This is a genomic window from Candidatus Electronema sp. PJ, from assembly GCF_048287395.1.
In the GTDB taxonomy this organism is placed as follows: Bacteria; Desulfobacterota; Desulfobulbia; order Desulfobulbales; family Desulfobulbaceae; genus Electronema.
Genome location: NZ_JBLWEO010000018.1, coordinates 1 through 18,269 on the forward strand (window position 1 = coordinate 1; position 18,269 = coordinate 18,269).

Annotated in this window: 16 protein-coding genes; 9 read left to right on the forward strand and 7 right to left on the reverse strand. The window is 54.9% G+C overall.

Going from position 1 to position 18,269, the window contains the following annotated elements; genetic code table 11:
* From ACNKIB_RS02425 to ilvD, 6 genes are all read right to left on the reverse strand, one after another.
* Nucleotides 1-234 (reverse strand): IS630 transposase-related protein (locus ACNKIB_RS02425; protein ID WP_417908949.1); only part of this gene is annotated, 234 nt, incomplete at its 3' end.
* A 187-nt stretch (nucleotides 235-421) separates the two neighbouring features.
* Complete coding sequence (locus ACNKIB_RS02430; protein ID WP_417908950.1) at nucleotides 422-2,200, reverse strand: ATP-binding protein; 1,779 nt, start codon at nucleotides 2,198-2,200, stop codon at nucleotides 422-424.
* Nucleotides 2,197-4,062 carry an ATP-binding protein gene (locus ACNKIB_RS02435; RefSeq protein WP_417908951.1) on the reverse strand — a complete coding sequence of 622 codons (1,866 nt, stop codon included), beginning with the start codon at nucleotides 4,060-4,062 and terminating at the stop codon, nucleotides 2,197-2,199. Before ACNKIB_RS02435 ends, ACNKIB_RS02430 begins: the two co-directional genes overlap by 4 nt.
* Nucleotides 4,028-5,089 carry a uroporphyrinogen decarboxylase family protein gene (locus ACNKIB_RS02440; protein ID WP_417908952.1) on the reverse strand — a complete coding sequence of 354 codons (1,062 nt, stop codon included), beginning with the start codon at nucleotides 5,087-5,089 and terminating at the stop codon, nucleotides 4,028-4,030. The genes ACNKIB_RS02435 and ACNKIB_RS02440 overlap by 35 nt, the downstream gene beginning before the upstream one ends.
* Complete coding sequence (locus ACNKIB_RS02445; protein WP_417908953.1) at nucleotides 5,083-5,730, reverse strand: cobalamin B12-binding domain-containing protein; 648 nt, start codon at nucleotides 5,728-5,730, stop codon at nucleotides 5,083-5,085. Before ACNKIB_RS02445 ends, ACNKIB_RS02440 begins: the two co-directional genes overlap by 7 nt.
* A 39-nt stretch (nucleotides 5,731-5,769) precedes the next feature.
* Nucleotides 5,770-7,602, reverse strand: coding sequence for a dihydroxy-acid dehydratase (gene ilvD / locus ACNKIB_RS02450; protein WP_417908954.1), 1,833 nt, complete (start codon nucleotides 7,600-7,602; stop codon nucleotides 5,770-5,772).
* A gap of 135 nt (nucleotides 7,603-7,737) precedes the next feature.
* Between ilvD and ACNKIB_RS02455 the strand changes: the two genes are divergently transcribed.
* The 7 genes from ACNKIB_RS02455 (at nucleotide 7,738) to ACNKIB_RS02485 (ending at nucleotide 14,087) form a co-directional block, all read left to right on the forward strand.
* Nucleotides 7,738-8,007, forward strand: a complete 270-nt coding sequence (locus tag ACNKIB_RS02455; RefSeq protein ID WP_417908955.1) for a hypothetical protein — start codon at nucleotides 7,738-7,740, stop codon at nucleotides 8,005-8,007.
* A gap of 201 nt (nucleotides 8,008-8,208) precedes the next feature.
* Nucleotides 8,209-9,381 carry a type IV pilus twitching motility protein PilT gene (locus ACNKIB_RS02460; protein ID WP_417908956.1) on the forward strand — a complete coding sequence of 391 codons (1,173 nt, stop codon included), beginning with the start codon at nucleotides 8,209-8,211 and terminating at the stop codon, nucleotides 9,379-9,381.
* Nucleotides 9,382-9,408: 27 nt separating this feature from the next.
* A complete protein-coding gene (locus ACNKIB_RS02465; RefSeq protein ID WP_417908957.1) occupies nucleotides 9,409-10,578 on the forward strand; it encodes a L,D-transpeptidase family protein in 1,170 nt (389 codons plus the stop codon).
* Nucleotides 10,579-10,617: 39 nt separating this feature from the next.
* A complete protein-coding gene (locus ACNKIB_RS02470) occupies nucleotides 10,618-11,361 on the forward strand; it encodes a hypothetical protein (RefSeq protein WP_417908958.1) in 744 nt (247 codons plus the stop codon).
* A gap of 176 nt (nucleotides 11,362-11,537) precedes the next feature.
* Complete coding sequence (locus ACNKIB_RS02475) at nucleotides 11,538-13,286, forward strand: 30S ribosomal protein S1 (RefSeq protein ID WP_417908959.1); 1,749 nt, start codon at nucleotides 11,538-11,540, stop codon at nucleotides 13,284-13,286.
* A 66-nt stretch (nucleotides 13,287-13,352) separates the two neighbouring features.
* Complete coding sequence (locus ACNKIB_RS02480; RefSeq protein WP_417908960.1) at nucleotides 13,353-13,715, forward strand: HU family DNA-binding protein; 363 nt, start codon at nucleotides 13,353-13,355, stop codon at nucleotides 13,713-13,715.
* A gap of 201 nt (nucleotides 13,716-13,916) precedes the next feature.
* Nucleotides 13,917-14,087 carry a hypothetical protein gene (locus ACNKIB_RS02485; protein ID WP_417908961.1) on the forward strand — a complete coding sequence of 57 codons (171 nt, stop codon included), beginning with the start codon at nucleotides 13,917-13,919 and terminating at the stop codon, nucleotides 14,085-14,087.
* A 143-nt stretch (nucleotides 14,088-14,230) separates the two neighbouring features.
* On the opposite strand, the gene ACNKIB_RS02490 is transcribed toward ACNKIB_RS02485, so the two are convergent.
* The gene (locus ACNKIB_RS02490; RefSeq protein ID WP_417908962.1) at nucleotides 14,231-14,857 is read right to left on the reverse strand and encodes an L-threonylcarbamoyladenylate synthase; all 627 of its coding nucleotides are present in this window, start codon (nucleotides 14,855-14,857) and stop codon (nucleotides 14,231-14,233) included.
* Between the two features lie 208 nt (nucleotides 14,858-15,065).
* Between ACNKIB_RS02490 and ACNKIB_RS02495 the strand changes: the two genes are divergently transcribed.
* On the forward strand, nucleotides 15,066-17,735 hold the full coding sequence (locus tag ACNKIB_RS02495; RefSeq protein ID WP_417908963.1) for a ubiquitin-conjugating enzyme E2: 2,670 nt from the start codon (nucleotides 15,066-15,068) through the stop codon (nucleotides 17,733-17,735).
* Between the two features lie 387 nt (nucleotides 17,736-18,122).
* On the forward strand, nucleotides 18,123-18,269 hold a 147-nt coding region (locus tag ACNKIB_RS02500), incomplete at its 3' end, for a transposase (RefSeq protein ID WP_417908834.1).

The following is an 18,269-nucleotide window of genomic DNA, read 5'->3' on the forward strand; positions in this document are numbered from 1 at the left end:
CACATCACGCGCCAGAGCAGCCATGTCAATTTTTACCGCAGGCTTATTCCGCTTCCGGCACGGAAAAAGACGCTTTGACCACCGAAAAACACTGGCCTGGCCTACTCCGAAGCGGACTGCCGCCTCCTCAAAACTCAAACCTTCACGTTCTTTGATTTCCAATACTTTCCGGCGAAAATCTACTGAATAGGCCATAAGATTCAACTCATAGGATGAAAATGATTTCTTGATCATTTTATATCGCTGCGGCTATAAAATCCTCATCACTCAAACGTTGCACACTTTCGTATCTCATTCACACAAGGTACACGGCAGGCTCGACTTATGCAAGGGGTCTAGTATCACGTGCATCGCAGGGGAAAAAATAGCTCAACCGTAAAGTCCTTACGGCTCTTATGCAAGAGGTATCTTGGAAGAGGTGCTAATCTGCCGAAGCTACTGGCAGGTCAAGATGGACGGCGGTGCCGCCGCCCGGCGTGGATTCCGCCTCAATGTAGCCCTCGTGTTGGCTGACAATGGAAGCGGCGATGGTCAGACCGAGGCCCATGCCCTTGATTCGGCTTCGTGTCTTACCTGAGAAGTAAGGGTCAAAGATGTTGGGCAGATCTTCCTTGCGGATGCCGCAGCCCTGATCACGGACAGTGATGCGGACGTATTCGCCTTCCTTGCGGCCTGCAGCCTGATGACCCAATAGGCAGATGTTCTCGGCACTGATCCGCACCCGGCCTCCAGCAGCGGCCATTGCCTCGACCGCATTGCGGAACAGCTCTTGCAGGGCCTGCTCAATCTGGCCAGGATCAGCATAGACTGGCATCAGGTTGGCTGGTAGATGCAGCTCTGGTTTGGCATAGCCGCCTTCCTCAAAGAAGGTATGACAGGCAGAGGTGATGAGGTCCGATACCGAGACTGCGTGGCGGGCAGGAGAGGTGAAGCTGGAGAAGAGGAGGAACTTGTGGGCCAGCTCCTTGGCTTCTCCAGCTGAGGCAGCTGCGTCGCGCAGCAAGCCCAAGACCCGGTGGTCATGGCGGAGCTTCAGCATGGCTAGCTCAATGCTGCCAGTGATGGCCATCAGCAGGTTGTTGAAGTCATGGGCAATGCCGCCTGCCATCATAGAGACTGTCTCCATCTTCCGGCTGCGGATCAACTCCTCCTCCATCTTCTTCCGGCGGGTGACATCAACGCAGTATTCGATCACCCGCGTTACTTGGCCGTTACGGTCAGTTACCGGACAGGCGTGCAGCTCCATAACCTGCGGATGGCCTGCCGAGTCTGGGCGGATATGCTCAACCATTACCGGCTTGCCCTGCTCGCGCACCGTTACGAGAGGGCATTCCAAGCCGTGATCAGGACAGGGGCTGCTGAAGCCGTACATGTACTGATAGCAGGCTCGCACACCGGCTGGGCAGCCTGCGGCCCGATTGGCAGCCAGTATCCGCCAGTTGGCTGCGTCGATGACCGCAAAAGGATGCGGTAGGGAGTTAATCACCGTACTGAGGAAGCGGTTCTGCTGGAGGATCTCGGCACTGCGCAGTTCTATCTGCTTTTCCAGACTATCGCGGTGAAGGCGGATCTTTTCCTCAGCCCGCCGCCGCTCCTTGATTTCCTTGGTTAGGAGTTCGTTCGTGTGGCGCAGCTCGGCAGTTTGCTCGCGGACATGCTCCTCGAGCATGTTCCGCTGCATCACCAGGGCAGACATGGCCTGTTTATGCTCGACAGTCAGGTGCCATTTCTCAATCAGGGCAGCAGCGGCCTGGCGGATTTCAATGGCTTCAAAGGGCTTCTTTAGGATCAGCAGTTTGTCAGCAGAGAGAAGAACAGAGCTGATCTCCTGCCAGGAGTGATCAGAGTAGGCGGTAATGATCACGAACTGGAGCTGGTGATCTTCCTGCTGAAGTCGCTTGATGGTCTGGAGGCCGTCCATGCCTGGCTGAAGCCGCATATCGACATAAGCCAGGGCGTAGGGCTTGCGCTCCATGCGGGCCTGGCGTACCATATTGGAGGCATCCTCGCCCCGGAAGGCAGAGTCGATCTCCAACTCAGGCCATTCCTCGGCTGGGGTTTCCTGGCCGAGAATATCGGCGTACAGGGCATCCAGCACACCTGATTCCCTGGAGTGCTGGAGAATCTTTTCGATATCACTGTGGATGTCTGGATTGTCGTCAACAATCAGGATCCGGTTAATGCCGCCGTTCTTTCTCACGCCCCTCTCCTTCTACCTGCTGTCGTCGGCAACTCCAGCCGGAAGACTGCGCCTTGTCCCTCTCCCCCGCTTTCTGCCATCAGCGTGCCACCCATCTCTGCTGCTAGATTAGCCGCGTTGTGGAGACCGAAGCCGTGGCCCCCTTTCTTGGCCGTGAAGCCGAAGGCAAAGATATGCTCCATGATTTCGCTGCTAATCCCCCTACCGTTGTCCGCAATTTCTATCACTACTTTTTCTTTTTGCTGACCGACGGGCCGCAGCCGTAGGCTGATTTTCTGCTGCGGCTGATCAAAGCCGTCAAAAGAGTCAATGGCATTACTGATCAGATTGCCCGCGATCTGGAGAATCTTGCGCTGCTCGCCCTGCATGACTGGTAGGCGGGCGTAATCGCGCTCAACAGTAATCCGCCGCTCATTGATCTTTTGGGCGAAGATGTCCACGCTCTCATCCAGCACTGAAGCCAAATCAAAATACTCAATCAGTGCCTTGCCACACACTGCATCTTGTTGCGTACGGATAATGTCTGCTGCCCGCCGAATGTGTCGGCTCTGATGGCCAATCTCTTCCAACAACCGCCAACGCTCCTTGGTGAGCTGTTCCGACAGGCTGGCAAAGTAAAGCGGCAGCTTGCGGCCCTTGGGATCGCTGTCGAAAAAGGCTGGATCATTCTTGTGCTCCTCAATGAGCTGGACTATGGCAGGCAGGGTTGTACTGCCACTTTTCTGCACCATTTCGCCCAGACGCTCTGCCGAGACCGAGATGCTGTTGAGGGTGTTACCAACGTTGTGCAACACTTCGGTAGCCACTTCAGCTTTGCCTGCCAGCCGCGAGGTGTCGAGCAGCTTTTTCAGCGTGTTTGCATGTTCGACCGCCAGGGCGCAGACTCCTGACAGATGCAAGGCTGTGTTCAGATAAGAGCCGATGTGCTGCGGAAAGGCAACCTGCTGCACCAGCACCACGGCTAGCGTGCCACCCTCTGTACCGATGCGCAGGAAAAAACCATCGCCGCTTTCGAGGAGCTGATGCTGCCGTCCGCTGTCAGCCAGGAACTGCTTTGCCGCCTGCTGCTCCTCAGCGGTTAACTCAGCCAGACGATCAGTTGGCAGACCGTTCTTTGTCACTGGCAGACAGCGGATATGCCGGGGTGCGAAGAGCATAGCGAATAGCTCGGCAATCCCAGCCAAAGCCTCTGGCTCAGAGCTAGCCTTGACTACTAAACCCAGCATGTCGAGGATCATGGCAATTTGGGCAGCTTGCTGACGAGCTTGCTCCCGCTGCCGCTCCAGTTCGTGCTGCCGGTGTTCTGCTGCGATTTTAGTCAGCAGCAAGCCGTGGTATTCTGGTCCCACTGGCAGCATTTCCGCAGACAGGTTCAGGAAAGTAGCCATCTCGCGTAGCCACCAGCCAGCCTGCTCGTCTGTGCCAGTGTCCAAAAGTACCAGACTGCTGACCTCCTGCCCGAACAGCTCGATCTGCATCTTGACCGAGTCTTCGCCGCAGGCGGCTAGATGCTCTTGCCAGCGGGCTAGCCAGCCAGGCAGGAGCAGACCTGCCCCGCTCTGCCGGAGGTGCCTGACCAGGGTTGGGCTGCACAGCAGATGTACACACTGTTCGGCCCGCCGGATTCTGCCGCCAGGTACCTTCAAGTCCTGAGCTAAACAGCGGCAGCCGATGATTTCTACGGCATCTGCACCGCTTTCTTTGATCAAAGCGACGAGTTCCTCCTGATCAGCAGGTTGGGCCGCGCAGTTCGCGGTAAAGGCCCTAACTTCAATACCCGTCATATCCTGAAGCTGCACCGCTGCCTGAGTTTCGGGCAGCATCTGCTTACAGACGAGAAAGCAGAGGGAGAGCGGTCTCATAACAGCCCCACTTGCGCATGGCTTCTGAAATCGCTAGCAGTATCTCGTCGCTCACCTGCCAGGGAATTTCACCGTGGTTATCCGCCAAAATGAAGCCACCACCAGGAGCTGCGGCGGCAAGTACCTTCTTTACTTCAGCCTCAGCCTGAGCCACAGTCCACCGGCGCATGGCTATGCCGTTCAGATTGCCTGCCACGGTAATTTTCCCCTTACACGTCGCCTTGACCGCTGCCAAATCCTCCAGCGCACTAACTCCAACTGCGACCACCCCAACAGTAGCCAACTCCTCAATTACTGGCAAGCAGCGGCCTGAGCCAAGGTGGATAACCGCAGGACCTTGAAATCGGCTTAAACATTGACGAGCGAGAGACAGGCCAGTGCAGCGGTACATATCTGGCGAGATCATATCTGGCGAAGCCAGGGGATCAAAATAACAGACCGCTGTTGCCCCAGCCCGAAACTGCGCATTCGCCCAAGCCACACAGAACTTCTGATTGATTGCCATCAGGTGGCGGAACAACTCAGGCCGCTCATAGAGCAGTTCAATGTAAGCGGGAAAACCCATCTGCATCACTGGCAGGGAAAAAGGGGCTATGGCTACGCCCATAATCGGTACTGCGTCGCCTACCCGCTCCTTGAGTCCCGCGATCACCTCCAGCATCCGGCGGAGGCAGGGTGTCTCCTCTGGGACTGGCACGGTTAGGCGCAGAATGTCCTCTGGTTTGCTGATTACTGGCCTGCCACTGTTAGGCGGGCCATCTTCGTACCAAATTACCTCGCCACCAAAGGCTTCAGCCTCTGCTGCGCCATAGAGGAGCGGATAGAGGCAATCGTGCTGGTATTTGGCCCGCAAGCGCAGCTGGCCTTCAATCACCTGTTCAGCCTTCGCAAAATAATCACGGATGCTGAGGCCAAGCTCCTTGGCCCCGTGCATGGTGAGAAGCAAGAAGAAAGGCACTCGGTCCGGCTCGCAGTGGCGAAGAGTGGTCAGCACCCGCTCCATAGAGGTCATTTCCGGCCTTAGCATTGGGCAAGTTCCTCCACAAAACGGGCCGCAGCGCGGACTGCTTCAGCAGCATTGTTGCCAGTTCCGTCTGCTCCCACTTCCTGCCACAGTTCTGGATCAAAGCGGAAGGGTGCACCACCAACGATGATCTTAGCAGGAGAACCAGCAGCATCGAGCAGTTCTCTGAGTGTCTTGACCTGAAGAGCAGAGCGAAGCATGAGGGTAGAAACCAGAATGATGCTGACCGAATCGCGGCAGATACGCTCGGCCAGCTCGGCTGCGGTCAGCCTACCATAGTCTTGAATCTCATAACCACTGGCCCGCAACGCAGCACAGACGATCATCTTGCCTAAGGCATGGTAGTCATCAAGGAGGGCAATGCCTATCTTCGGGCGGTTAATCCGCTCTGCGCTGGAAGGTGGCAGGATCTGATCAGCCAGTTCCTCGCAGATGCGGCTGCTCATATAAACCTCTGCCAAAGCCACGCTGCCTTGCTCCCAGCGTTTGCCGATCTCCTCCAAGGCAGGCACGACCAGGCGTTCCACTGCCTTCAGTGGGGTCTCTTGGTCTGCTGCCTGCGCTAGCATCTGCCCGGCTCCGAAACGGTCAAGCAGCAACAGTTTCTCGGCAAAGGTTTCGCTCCTGTGGTCTGGTTTGTTCATAGAATATTTTTCAACAAGAACCTAAAGAGGCCTGTACGCTTACACCACTCGCACGGCACCTTTGTCCGCCGAGGCCGCAAACTGGGCATAGACCTTCAGCGCATTGGGCACCTTGCGGTGCCGCTGCGGGCTAAAAGCTGCCGCACCCTTTGCTTCTTCCTCTTTGCGGCGACGAGCCAGCTCCTCTGCGCTCACTTGCAGATTGATGCTGCGCTGCGGGATGTTGATGTCGATCAAATCACCCTCACGCACCAAGGCAATCGCCCCGCCACTGGCTGCTTCTGGCGAGACATGGCCGATAGACAGCCCAGCAGTGCCTCCAGAGAACCGCCCATCTGTGATCAAGGCGCAGAGCTTGCCAAGATGCTTGGACTTCAGGTAGGAAGTTGGGTAGAGCATCTCCTGCATCCCCGGGCCGCCCTTTGGTCCTTCGTAGAGGATGAAAACTACATCGCCTGCCTTGACTGCGCCACCCAGGATACCCTCACAGGCTGCCTCTTGGGAGTGAAAAACCTTGGCTTTGCCCTGGAAATGGAGGATAGACGGGTCAACGCCAGCAGTCTTAACGATGCAGCCGTTCTCCGCAATGTTGCCGTACAGCACGGCCAAGCCACCGTCTTGCGAGTAGCAATGCGCTGCCTTGCGGATACAGCCCTTCTCTCGGTCATTGTCCAAGGTCTCGTAGATGCTGCCCTGTGAAGCCAGCTCCAAGTTGCGGCCTGCTCCTGCTGGTGCGCTGGCATAGAGGGTATAGGCGGCAGGCGTGGCACTGCGCCGGATGATATCGTACTGATCCAGAGCTTGGGCTAAGGTCAGGCCATCAGCCCGCTGCACAGAGGTGTCAAGCAGGCCCATCCGATCTAATTCGCCCATGATACCCATGATGCCGCCTGCCCGGTTCACATCTTCCAGGTGATACGGCGAGGAAGGCGAGACCTTGCACAGATTAGGCACTTGGCGGGACAGCGCGTCTATATCCCGCAGGGTGAAATCTACCCCAGCCTCATGCGCCACAGCGAGGATATGCAGCACTGTGTTGGTCGAGCCACCCATTGCAATATCCAAAGCCATCGCGTTGCTAAAGGCTGCTTTGGTCGCAATGGAACGCGGCAGCACGGAAGCATTGCCGTTGCCGTACCAGGCCTCGCACATCTCAACGATCCGGGCTGCGGCCTGCTCAAACAGCGAGAGCCGATTGATATGCGTGGCAACCACAGTGCCGTTACCCGGCAAGGCCAGGCCCAAAGCCTCGTTCAGACAGTTCATGGAGTTGGCCGTGAACATGCCAGAGCAGGAGCCGCAGGTTGGGCAGGCGCAGCGTTCCACTTCTGCCACTTCCTCGTCGGAAATAGAGCTGTCGCCAGCCATGACCATCGCGTCGATCAGGTCATAGCCGCGCTCTTGCCCCTTGATTCGGCCCGCCTCCATCGGCCCGCCTGAGACAAAGATGGCCGGGATGTTCAGCCGCATCGCTGCCATTAGCATCCCAGGCGTGATTTTGTCGCAATTGCTGATGCAGATTATACCATCAACCTTGTGCGCATTGCACATGTATTCCACTGAGTCGGCAATCAGCTCGCGTGAGGGCAACGAATACAGCATTCCGTCATGGCCCATCGCTATGCCATCGTCAATGGCAATGGTATTGAACTCAGCCGCAAAGCAGCCTTGCTCCTCAATCATCACCTTAACCTGCTGGCCAATCTCATGCAGATGCACATGGCCTGGCACGAACTGGGTAAAGGAATTGACCACCGCGATAACCGGTTTGTTCATCTGCGCCTCGGTCATGCCGTTGGCCCGCCAAAGGGCGCGCGCGCCAGCCATTCTTCTGCCTTGCGTAGTCTCGCTGCTGCGAAGGGGGATTGCCATGCTTATTTCTCCTTAAAGGTAGGAACCTATTTATCTATCCTCAGACCTCTGCGCTAGCTGCCTGTCGCCTTGTTCAAATGATTGAGATAACCGCGCAAACTTTCGCGCACCTCATCCTAGAAAGCTACCGATGTTTTGTCAAGCGATGATTGGGGATTTCATCTCGAATGCTACTCGGTCGGCAAGAAGTTTGGCTTGGCCACAAAGGAGTTTGGCCGAGTAGGAAAGGAGTTATACTCGGCAGAAAAGGAGTCTGGCCGACTACCAAAGAAGTTTGGCTTGGCCGCAAAGGAGTTTGGCCAAGCCGCAGAGGAGTTCTGCCGACTTGCAAAGGAGTCTTGCCGAGCAAGAAAGGAGTTCGGCTTGGCAACAAAGGAGTCTGGCCGAGTACAACTCCTTTGGTAGTCGGCCAAACTCCTTGCCAACCGAGGCAAAAAGGAGCGTTTTGCCAGAGCAGAGCTTTGCATCTATCAGTTGAAAAAATGCTTGCAGTTTACTGGCTACCGTCTCATACTTGAATTGCATCACGGGCTGGTGAGCCAGGAAGATTGAGCGTGGCTTGACCATTCGGAACCGCAAGAGAAAAAAATTACAACGAGGTCACTTATGAAGCAGCCAGAAACCGCCTACTGGGTTGCCTCTATGCTGGGAACCAAGAAAGGTGTGTCTGACCTGAACATCACTGTGGGCAAGGGCCTTCAGGTGGAAATTGATGGAGCACTCACGTCAGTACCTGTGGAACCACCAGTGGAGGAGCTGACTCCCTTCCAAACCGAGGTTTTCGCCCTCAACCTGATCAACGGCAACCAGCGGCTGCTTCATGATCTCGTCGGAAAAGGTTCCTGCGACCTTTCCTACACTCTTCAGGACAAAGCCCGCTTTCGCGTCAACGTTTTCACCCAGAAGGGGTACTTTTCCTCGGTGCTGCGGAAACTGGAGACCAAGATCCCCTCGATCAAGGACTTTGGCTTCCCGGATTGCTTCTACAAAATGGCCAAAGAGCGCAATGGCCTGATCCTTTTCACCGGCGGCACTGGCACTGGCAAGACTACTTCTCTGGCTTCCATCCTGAACGAGATCAATGAAACGCGCTCTGTGCATCTTGTCACCTTAGAAGACCCGATTGAATACGTTCATCCGCATAAAAAAGCCACCTTTAATCAGCGCGAACAGGGTGATGACTTTGACAGCTTTGCCAGTGGCCTCCGGGCTGCCTTGCGCCAGGCACCCAAGGTCATTTTGGTTGGCGAAATCCGCGACCGCGAGACCCTAGAGATCGCCCTCACTGCCGCTGAAACCGGCCACGTGGTCTTTTCCTCCCTGCATACGATTGATGCTGGTCAGACCATCAACCGGGTCATCGGTATGTTCGAGCATGATGAGCAGGCCCAGATCCGAGTACGCCTAGCTGACACCATTCGCTGGGTTGTCAGCCAACGTTTACTGCCTAAGCTGGGCGGAGGCCGGGTTGCCGCCTTGGAGATTCTCCACACCAGTCTGCGGATAAAAGACCTGATCCTGAATGGCGAGGATATCCCGGCGGACAAGACCTTCTACAATATCCTCACCGAAGGCGTGACCTTAGATATGCGTACCTTTGATCAGCATATCTTGCAGCTGTTTGAGCAGAAGCTGGTCTCAGAGGAGGTTGCCATGACTTACTGCTCCAACCGCAGCGTGATCAAGCGAGGCATGGATACCATCAAGTCCACTCGCGGGGAAAGTACCTCCAGTATCAAGGGGCTGGCAATGGAGCAGGTCGAAGAAGAACAACAATAAGTAAACCTATACAGCAGGGAAAAGATCATGGCGCGATTAACTCTTGCCCAATGGCGGCAGCAATTAAGTAGTAGTCCCGGTCAGATTTCGCTTTCTCTGGTCAGTGCCTTTTTGCGTGATGCGGCGCGGGACGGGGTGTTGAGCGATTTGGAAAAGGCGGTGCTCGCTGAGTTTGCCAGCCGCTTTGAGCCGCAGGCCCAGGCCCTTTATCAGAACGCAATCGGCATCAACCAAGGTTGGCAGAATGAACGGCCCTTGACTGAGCTTCCGGTCTTCGCAGGCATTGCTGCCGGACAGGTAGTGCTCAAGCAAGGAGACCGTGGGTCGAGCGTGCGCAAGCTCCAGGAGGTGCTGATCAGGCTTGATTTTGGCCACTGGACTCCCACTGACCTCTTCGGCACCATGACTGCTGCTGCCCTGAAGGAATTTCAGGGCTATTACAATGCCAGCTTTGCCGGAACGCTCGCTGTGAATAGCGTGCTCAACAAAGCCACCCTGGAAGCCTTGGCCAAGGCTCTGAAAAGTGCAGGAAGAATCCAACCTGGCGGCGCAGATCAGGCCGATGTGATCATTGACCTGAAGCGGCAGCGGGCTTATGTCTATGCCGCGCTGGTGAACAAGGAGGATCTCGCCGGGTTGGTCGAGGAGCTGAAGGCTGAAGGGGTACGCGTGCCCAATGTCTATAAAAACATCATCGCTAAGGTTGCGCCAAGCGGGCAGCTCATTGATGATTTTCAAGCCTATCCGGTGGTCAGCGAACATCAGCTTGGCCTCAAAGACAGCGACCATCAGACCCGCATGTATGTGTCCTTCCCAGTAGGCAGCGGCAAGGCCAGTGGCAGCGGTTATCTCACGCCAACTGGCACCTTTGTCATTGGTGAACGGTTGGTCAACCGCGAGGCAGCCCGCTGGGAGGTGCCCTCTGGCTTTAACAAAGACCCTCGCAATCCCTTTGGCCCGCGCTTTTTGCGTCTCAATCGGCTTGTGTCAGGTGGGCACTCAACACCCACCGCCTATGGAATGCACGGCACCACCTCCACCGCGACTTGGATGAATGATCCCGATGGCGCACGGGCAGTCAGCCACGGTTGCGTGCGGCTACCCAATGATGTGATCGTCCGGTTAGACAAGTATCTCCAGCTCAAGGCCGTGGTCAAAATCATTAATGGTCTTGAAGATGGGAGCAGCGTTGCCTGACTTGCTGCTCCGTTCTAATTCTTTTGTGTGAACCAAACCATGATCAGCAACTGTCCTCATTGTCAGGGTGCTCTCAAGTTTAATCCGGCCCAGCTGGCGAAAATAGATCAGGCCCTGAAGGCCCTCAAGCCTGGCCAGCGGCTGCCTCTCAAATGCCCGCACTGCACCAAGCCGATGAATCTTGACGCAGCTGGGAATGCCGAAGGTGCGCCGAAGACTGCTCCTGCTGCCGCCACTCCGCCCAAGGCAGCGGAACCAGCAGCCGAGGTCATCAAGCCACCGCCGCCGCCCAACATGGACTGGCTGAAGAGCCAAAAAAATGAGGATATGCAGTTCGGCGACAGTGCCAGAGATGTGCCGATGGCCTTGGTGCTTCATGGGGATGATGACATGCGCCATCTGATCAAATCCTCGATGGAGGCCTTGGGCTATCAGGCTGCATCGGTCAACACGCCAGAAGAGGCCATCCACGAGACCCAGGCGGTCGGCTATGCCTGCGTCATCTATCATACTGGCTTTGAGCCAGGCGAGTTAAAGGACTCGATCTTCCATAACTACATGCGCAAGATGCCTATGTTGCGGCGGCGTTACATTTTCTATATCCTGATTGGCCCGCAATTCATCAGCCTCTACGACATCCAAGCCCTTGCCAACAGTGCCAATCTCGTGGTGTCGGAAAAGGATATGAAGGACTTCCAACCCATCCTCCATAAGGCCATTCCTTACTATGAGCAACTCTTTGGCCCCCTGTTAGAGGAGCTGGCCTCTTTCGGCAAAAAATAGGTCTTTGAAAAAAAAGACGGGCTTCCAGAAGGAAACTGTTGTTTTGTAGGGATATCTCTGGTAAAAGCCTTGTTTATCGTCGCTGCTCATGGGGGGCAGCGGCAAAAATCAACTGCGCAACGCATCTCATTTGACTGACGGTCGGCCTAGCCCGATCGCAGAGGAACGGCAAACCCATGACTGACAAGGGAACTCGGCCCGCGGCAGCGGCAGAAGAAAGTGGCATGGAAGACATCAGCTTTGCTGAACTCTTCGAGCAGGAAGACAACAACACGGTGATCACCGTCCAAGAAGTTGCTATGGGCACGGTTGTCGGCGTCAATGCCGACGCAGTGCTGATCGACGTGGGCGACAAGGCGGAGAGCTATATCCCCATTGGGGAATTCCGCACTGATGATCCGAACCGCGTGATCAAACTCGGCGACAAGTTTGAAGTCTTCATCGAAAAAAGGAAGGAAGAAGGAGGCCTGCTGCTTTCCCGCGAAAAGGCCATTGCCATCAAAGTCTGGGAGGAGATCGCAAGAATCCAGGAGGAAGAGGGCACCATTCAGGGCCGGATTGACAGTCGGGTCAAGGGCGGCATGTCTGTTGATATCGGTGTTCCCGCCTTCCTTCCGTACTCGCAGATCGACCTGCGACCGGTCAAGGATATGGACGAACTCATCGGCCAGAGCTTTGACTTCAAAATCCTCAAGTTCAACCGCAAGCGCAACAATGTGGTCATCTCCCGCCGCGCCATCCTGGAAGAGCAGCGGGCACAACTGCGCGAGCAGATGCGAGCCACCCTCAAAGAAGGCCAGAACGTGGTGGGCGCGATCACCAACATTACCGATTACGGTCTGTTCATCGATCTCGGCGGCATGGATGGTCTCTGCCACATCACTGACCTGTCCTGGGGCCGGGTTTCCCATCCTTCCAAGCTCTACAACGTTGGGCAGGAGATTGAGGTCAAAGTCCTCAAGTACGACCAAGATTCCGACCGCGTTTCTCTCGGTATCAAGCAGCTCCGTCAGGATCCTTGGGAGACTGTGCCGCAAAAGTACTCGGCTGGCACCAAGGTGGTCGGCAAAGTAGTCTCCATCACCGACTACGGTGCCTTTGTTGAGCTGGAGGAAGGCGTTGAGGGCTTAGTTCACATCTCTGAGATGAGCTGGTCAAAGAAGCCGCGTCATCCATCGCGGATTGTCAGTGTTGGCGCAGACATTGAAGTGCAGGTGCTGAAAGTTGAGGCCGAGACCAAACGCATTTCCTTGGGCATGAAGCAGCTGCAGCCCAATCCTTGGGATGTAGTGGAGGAGAGTTACCCCATTGGCGCGATCATCGAAGGCAAGATCAAGAACATCACCGATTTTGGTATCTTCATCGGCATTGAGGAAGGCATTGACGGCCTGATTCATGTCTCTGATCTGTCCTGGACCGAGCGGATCAAACATCCTTCAGAGAAATACTCGAAGGGCGAATCGATCCAGGCCGTGGTGTTGAAGATCGACAAGGAGAACGAGCGCTTCTCCCTCGGCGTGAAACAGCTGAAACCAGATCCTTGGCAGGCTGTCTTCACCAACTACCCCATTGGTAGCTCGGTTGAGGGCACCATTACCAACGTGACTGATTTCGGCATTTTTGTTCAGCTGGAAGAAGGCATCGAAGGGTTGGTTCATGTGTCCGAAATTAGCAAGGACAAGGTGAAGACCCCGGTAGGCCAGTTCAATATCGGCGACACTATTAAGACTACGGTCATCAATGTTTCCTCTGATGACCGCAAAATCGGCCTTTCTCTGAAATCTTTGGAGGAGAAGGAGGTAAAGAGCAGCGAGGCCACCGGGGCTGTGTCGAATGAGGCAGCACTGAAGGCGCAGAAAGGCTCAGGCCCTGCCACCTTCGGCGACTTGCTCAAGGCGGCTGCGGCTTCTGCGGAAGAGGCGTAGCAGCTACGCGGCCTTTTTCTTCAGGGCGAGAAAAGAAGGGTCCGGCTGCTCGCGCTGCGGGAAGCTGTGGCCCTTCTCCGCATTTCAGCGGTCAAGAAAAACAACACGGCGACCGCGCATCACAAAGGATTGGAAATCATCATGCTCAAGCGTGAACTGATAAGCGAGGCTGCCGGGCAGCTCGATGAATACTACAAGCAGGATGTTGCCCAAGCTCTAGATGTTATCCTGGATGAAATCACCCAGGCATTGACCGATGGCAGGCGGGTGGAGATCCGTGGCTTTGGCAGCTTTTCCGTTCGCACCCGTAGGCCGCGGACGACAAAGAACCCGAAAACCGGCAGGATGATGGATATCCCAGCCCGAAAAACTCTGCATTTCACCATGAGCAAATCGCTCAAGGAAGTCCTCATCGAAAACGGGCAGTAAGAACAGAGGCAAACGCTGTAGCATGAGACCGGCTAGCCACAACAGGCAGCCGGTCTTTTTTTATATTTTAGCGACCGCTTGCCCAAGGTACGGCAAGTCGTTGCCAAAAATTGTCCTGCTGAATAAGGGCTTACAAAGGTACTTTGCGACACTGCCGATGAGATTCGGCTTAAACTATACTCGGTCGGAAAGGAGTTTGGCTTGGCAGAAAAGGAGTTCTGCCGACTTGGAGAGGAGTTGTACTCGGCAAGAAAGGAGTCTGGCCGACTACCAAAGGAGTTTGGCCGAGCAAGAAAGGAGTTGTACTCGGCAGCAAAGGAGTTTTGCCAAGCCGCAGAGGAGTTCTGCCGAGTAGGAAAGGAGTTTGAGTAAGCCGGAAAGGAGTTCGGCTTGGCAGAAAAGGAGTCTGGCCGAGTACAACTCCTTTGCAACCGAGTAAGAAAGGAGTATTTTGCCCTAGGATAGCGTTACATCCTGGCTACCGCTGTTTTCTGGTGGATGCGGCAAGAGGTTTATCAAGCCAAACGTTCCAGAAAGGGCGCAATATTGCCCTTACCCTCCCGGAGAATTTCTGGCAGCTCATTTATCAAAGAGATCACCGTGGACGGCTCCGGGAAAATCTCGCCGCCATCGATGATCAAATCCACCTGATTGCCGAACAACTCCTCTAAAGCAAAAGCGTCCAGCGGCGGCTCGCATTCCTCGCGCAGCGCACTGGTGTTCAACACGGGATTGCCCAGCTGCTCAATCAGGGTCAAGCAGATGGGCGACTGTGGCATCCTGATGCCCACGGTTTTCTGCTTGGTCAGCATGATTTTCGGCACCAGTTTGGAGCCAGGCAAGACCATGGTGTAAGGCCCAGGCAAATGCTTGCGCAAGAGCCTGTACGCTGGGCTGCTCACATGGGCGTACTGGCTGATATCAGTCAGCGAGGCACACATAAAGGAGAAGGGTTTGTGCTTAGGCCGCTGCTTGATCTCATGTACCCGCTTGACTGCCTTCTGATTAAAGATGTCACAGCCAATGCCATACATCGTGTCAGTCGGATAACAGATCACCCCGCCCTTTTTTAAGACATCCACAGCCATGCCGATCAACCGCTGCTGCGGGTTGACCGAATTGATTTCAATATGCCTTGCCATTTTCTCCCCTTGCGCCTTATTCAGCCTGCGCGGGCCATTGTACACAGAAAGCGCAGAGCAGACAACCTTTGTGTTGCTGGAACAGAAAAGGAAAAATTTTTGAACTTTGCTTGTTGCCACTAAGAAAATACTCTATAATTAGGGCATTCACCAGCCCGGCTGCCGCCGCAGCCGGGTTTCAGACGGATTTCATCCTTTGGCAGGGAATATGGCTTCACAGACTGATCAGCGGGCCACCGATTTTGAGGAAGTCAAAAAAGTCCTTGCGCAGCAGCCGCGCATTAACTTGGTGCAGACTGAAGGCGAACCGCCTGATTGCTATGAAATTGAGTATCGGGTGGCCGGGCTGGTCAAGGAGGCGGATGGCAGCATCCGCAAGGCCTCCCAGCATATCGTCTTGATCACGCTGCCCTTCGGTTATCCCCATTTTCCACCCACAGTCAAGCCGCTGACCCCGATCTTCCACCCGGATATCGACCCTGATGCGGTGCGTATCTCCTCGCGCTGGCTCCAAGATCAGTCCTTGGCCCGGCTTCTTCTCTATGTCGGCGAGATGCTCTGCGGCAAAGTCTATAGTCTGGAGGAGCCGTTCAATCAGGAAGCCGCAGATTGGTACGCCGAACATACCGCAGAGCTGCCTTTTGACAGCTTGGCAGGGGCTGACACCGCAGCGGTCGCTGATCCTGATGAGTTTGACCTCGGCTTTGAAGACATTGACTTAAATCAACTAGACAGTCAGGCCGAACCACAGAGCGGGTTGTCCTTGGAACTGGAGCCGCCGCAGGCTATCCACGATATCTCTGAACTGGGAACCGCTGCTGCGTCAGCGAGCAGCCAAGGCAGTGGCTTATCACTCGAGCTGGAGCCAAAGGCAGCAGCTGTTGAGGAGGATTTTGACCTTGGTATCGATGATTCCGCCACAGACGGGCTGGATCTGGGCTTAGAAATCGGCGAGCCAGAGGATGTAAGCCCACCACCGCAAGAGGATTTTGGGCCAAAGCTGAAGGAAATCCGTGGTCATGTCGATCGGAAGGAAATGACCATCGCTGGCCGCTTGCTGGCCGAGCTACCTGCCCTGCCCGAAGCTGAGGAACTGCGGAAAAAGGTCAGAGCGGCGCAGGAACAGTGCGATGAACTCCTCCAAGAGATGAAGATGTTGGAGGATGAAGATAATTTCCCAGAAGCGCAGCAGGTTTTTGAGAAGCTGAAAAAAGTTATCGTGGACATGCCGGGGTTGGCTGATATCGGCAGGCGGCTTCAGCAGTCGCAATCCATGTTGGCCACCTTTAGTCTTAAGGAGGAAGAGCCGGAACCGCAGGTAGAGTTGCCGGGCAGTGAGAAAAAAAAGAAAAAGCCAGCGGCCAAAGAGGCACCGCCGCCTCTGCCTAAAGAGAAACAAAAGCCTGCTGAACAGCCAAAAGAGAAGAAAGAGGTCGTTAAGACCAAATCAAAGATCGCTCGGGCAGCCAGGCAGGAGATTCCAGTTGCCCCCTTTGTAATAGCGGCAGTCGTAGCGGCAGTAATCATCGCTGTTGGGTTGATCTATACCCGAGATTCCAATGTCCTGCTGGAAGCAGAGCTGCACTGGCAGGAGGCGCAGGGATTAGTCAAACGAAACGATTTTCGCGGCGCAGAGGAGAAAGCGAATGCGGCCCTGAGCAAAGTGAAAACCGTGCTGACACCGCTGCCAGAAAAAGGCCGTCTCAAGAAAGAGATTGCCGCCCTGTTTGCCAACGAGGAGTTTAAGCAGGGAAAGGACGGCAAGCGCAAGTATAAGGGCAAGGAGATGCCGCTGGCAGAGGCAGAAAAGCGCGAGCAGATCGATAAGCTGACCGTTCAGGCTGAGGCTTTGCAACAGAGCAACATCAGCGAGGCCGCAGCCCTGTATGAAAAGGCAGTGGAAATTGCCACAGCTGCGCCCGCGCCCCTTCCTGCTGAGGCAGCACGTTGCCAAGAGGCAGCACGGCAGCTGCGGCAGCTGGATAGCTTGGGCAAGGCCGACAAAGCCGAGCAGATTGGCGACTGGGATCAGGTAGTCAAGTCCTATGTAGAGGCGTTGAAGTTCTGCAAGAACGCGGAATGCGATCCGATCAACAAAAAAAAGACCAAGGCAATCTTCAACCGGGAGCTTAATCAGGCCAAAATGAATTTTAGAGATGCTCGTGGCCAATGGCAGGAGCTTTTTAAAAAGCTAACAGAGGCCAAGAAGCTCCTAGAGGAAAATCCCGAAAACGCCACAGCGGAAAAAAGGCAGGAGCTGGACTCTCTGCTGGTTCGGTCACAGTTCTATCAGCTCCTTTCACGGGCCAGCGAGGCCTATCACAAAGGTGATGTGGCGATAGCTATCGACGGCTATCAGCAATCATTGGTGCTGCTCAAAGAGAAACAGGCTTTGTTTGCAGAAGGGGAGCGCAATGCGGCGGGGAAAATCAGTCGCACTATATCCCTGATTGAAATCGGCCAAGCCTGGAACGCAGCAACAGAGGATGAAAATGCCAAAGATCTACCCGCTGCCCTGCGACACTACAAAGAACTGCAAAATCTGCTCAACAAACCTGGTCTGACAAAGGATGAAAGTCTGTTCGCTCTTGAACAGAAGGCTAATGACAAAGTCAGCAGTCTCAGTCAGCAAGCAGATAGGAAGCGGAAGATGGATTGGCTGAATCGGAATTTTACAAAAATCTTCACTGATGCGTATCCATCCTCTAATGCCTCGGCCCTCAGCGATCCGGGTTATACTTTAGAGCGAAAGAGCAACGGGCTAGAGATTTACTGGCTACATGCCATCGAGCGGAGCAAGGGCAGTTCCTATCGCCTTGAGCTGCGGTATCTGTATAATCCGGCCACTGACCAATGGCTGCCCTATCGAGGCGAGTAATAGGCCTTTTGCAAAACTGCCGACGAAATTTGGCTTGAATTATAGTCGGTCGGAAAGGAGTTCGGCTTGGCCGCAAAGGAGTTGTACCGACTTAGAGAGGAGTCTTGCCGAGTAGGACAGGAGTTGTAGTCGGCAGGAAAGGAGTTCTACCGACTACTAAAGGAGTTTGGCCGAGCCAAATTCCTTGGCCAACGAGCAGAACTCTAATATGAGTTACGCAGTTGCATGGGTCAAGCGTATAAATCGGCTGCGTCAAATAGGCCCTGACAGCATCGCGGACAATGGAAATTTTTGCCTTGAACCAAGAGATTCCTTTGACGAAGCAATGATAAGAACCTATCTCAAAATAAACTAGAATAATGCCATTAAATTTGTTAAATTTTCCGCATGGAGATTACCGACAGACAATGGATAAAAATAGAGCCGGTCATCTTGCAGTTGATGTGCAAGAAAGATTCCCGTGGCCGCAAGCCGCGTGATCCGCGCGAAGTGTTGAACGGCATTTTATGGGTGCTGCGCCCCGGCGCGCCGTGG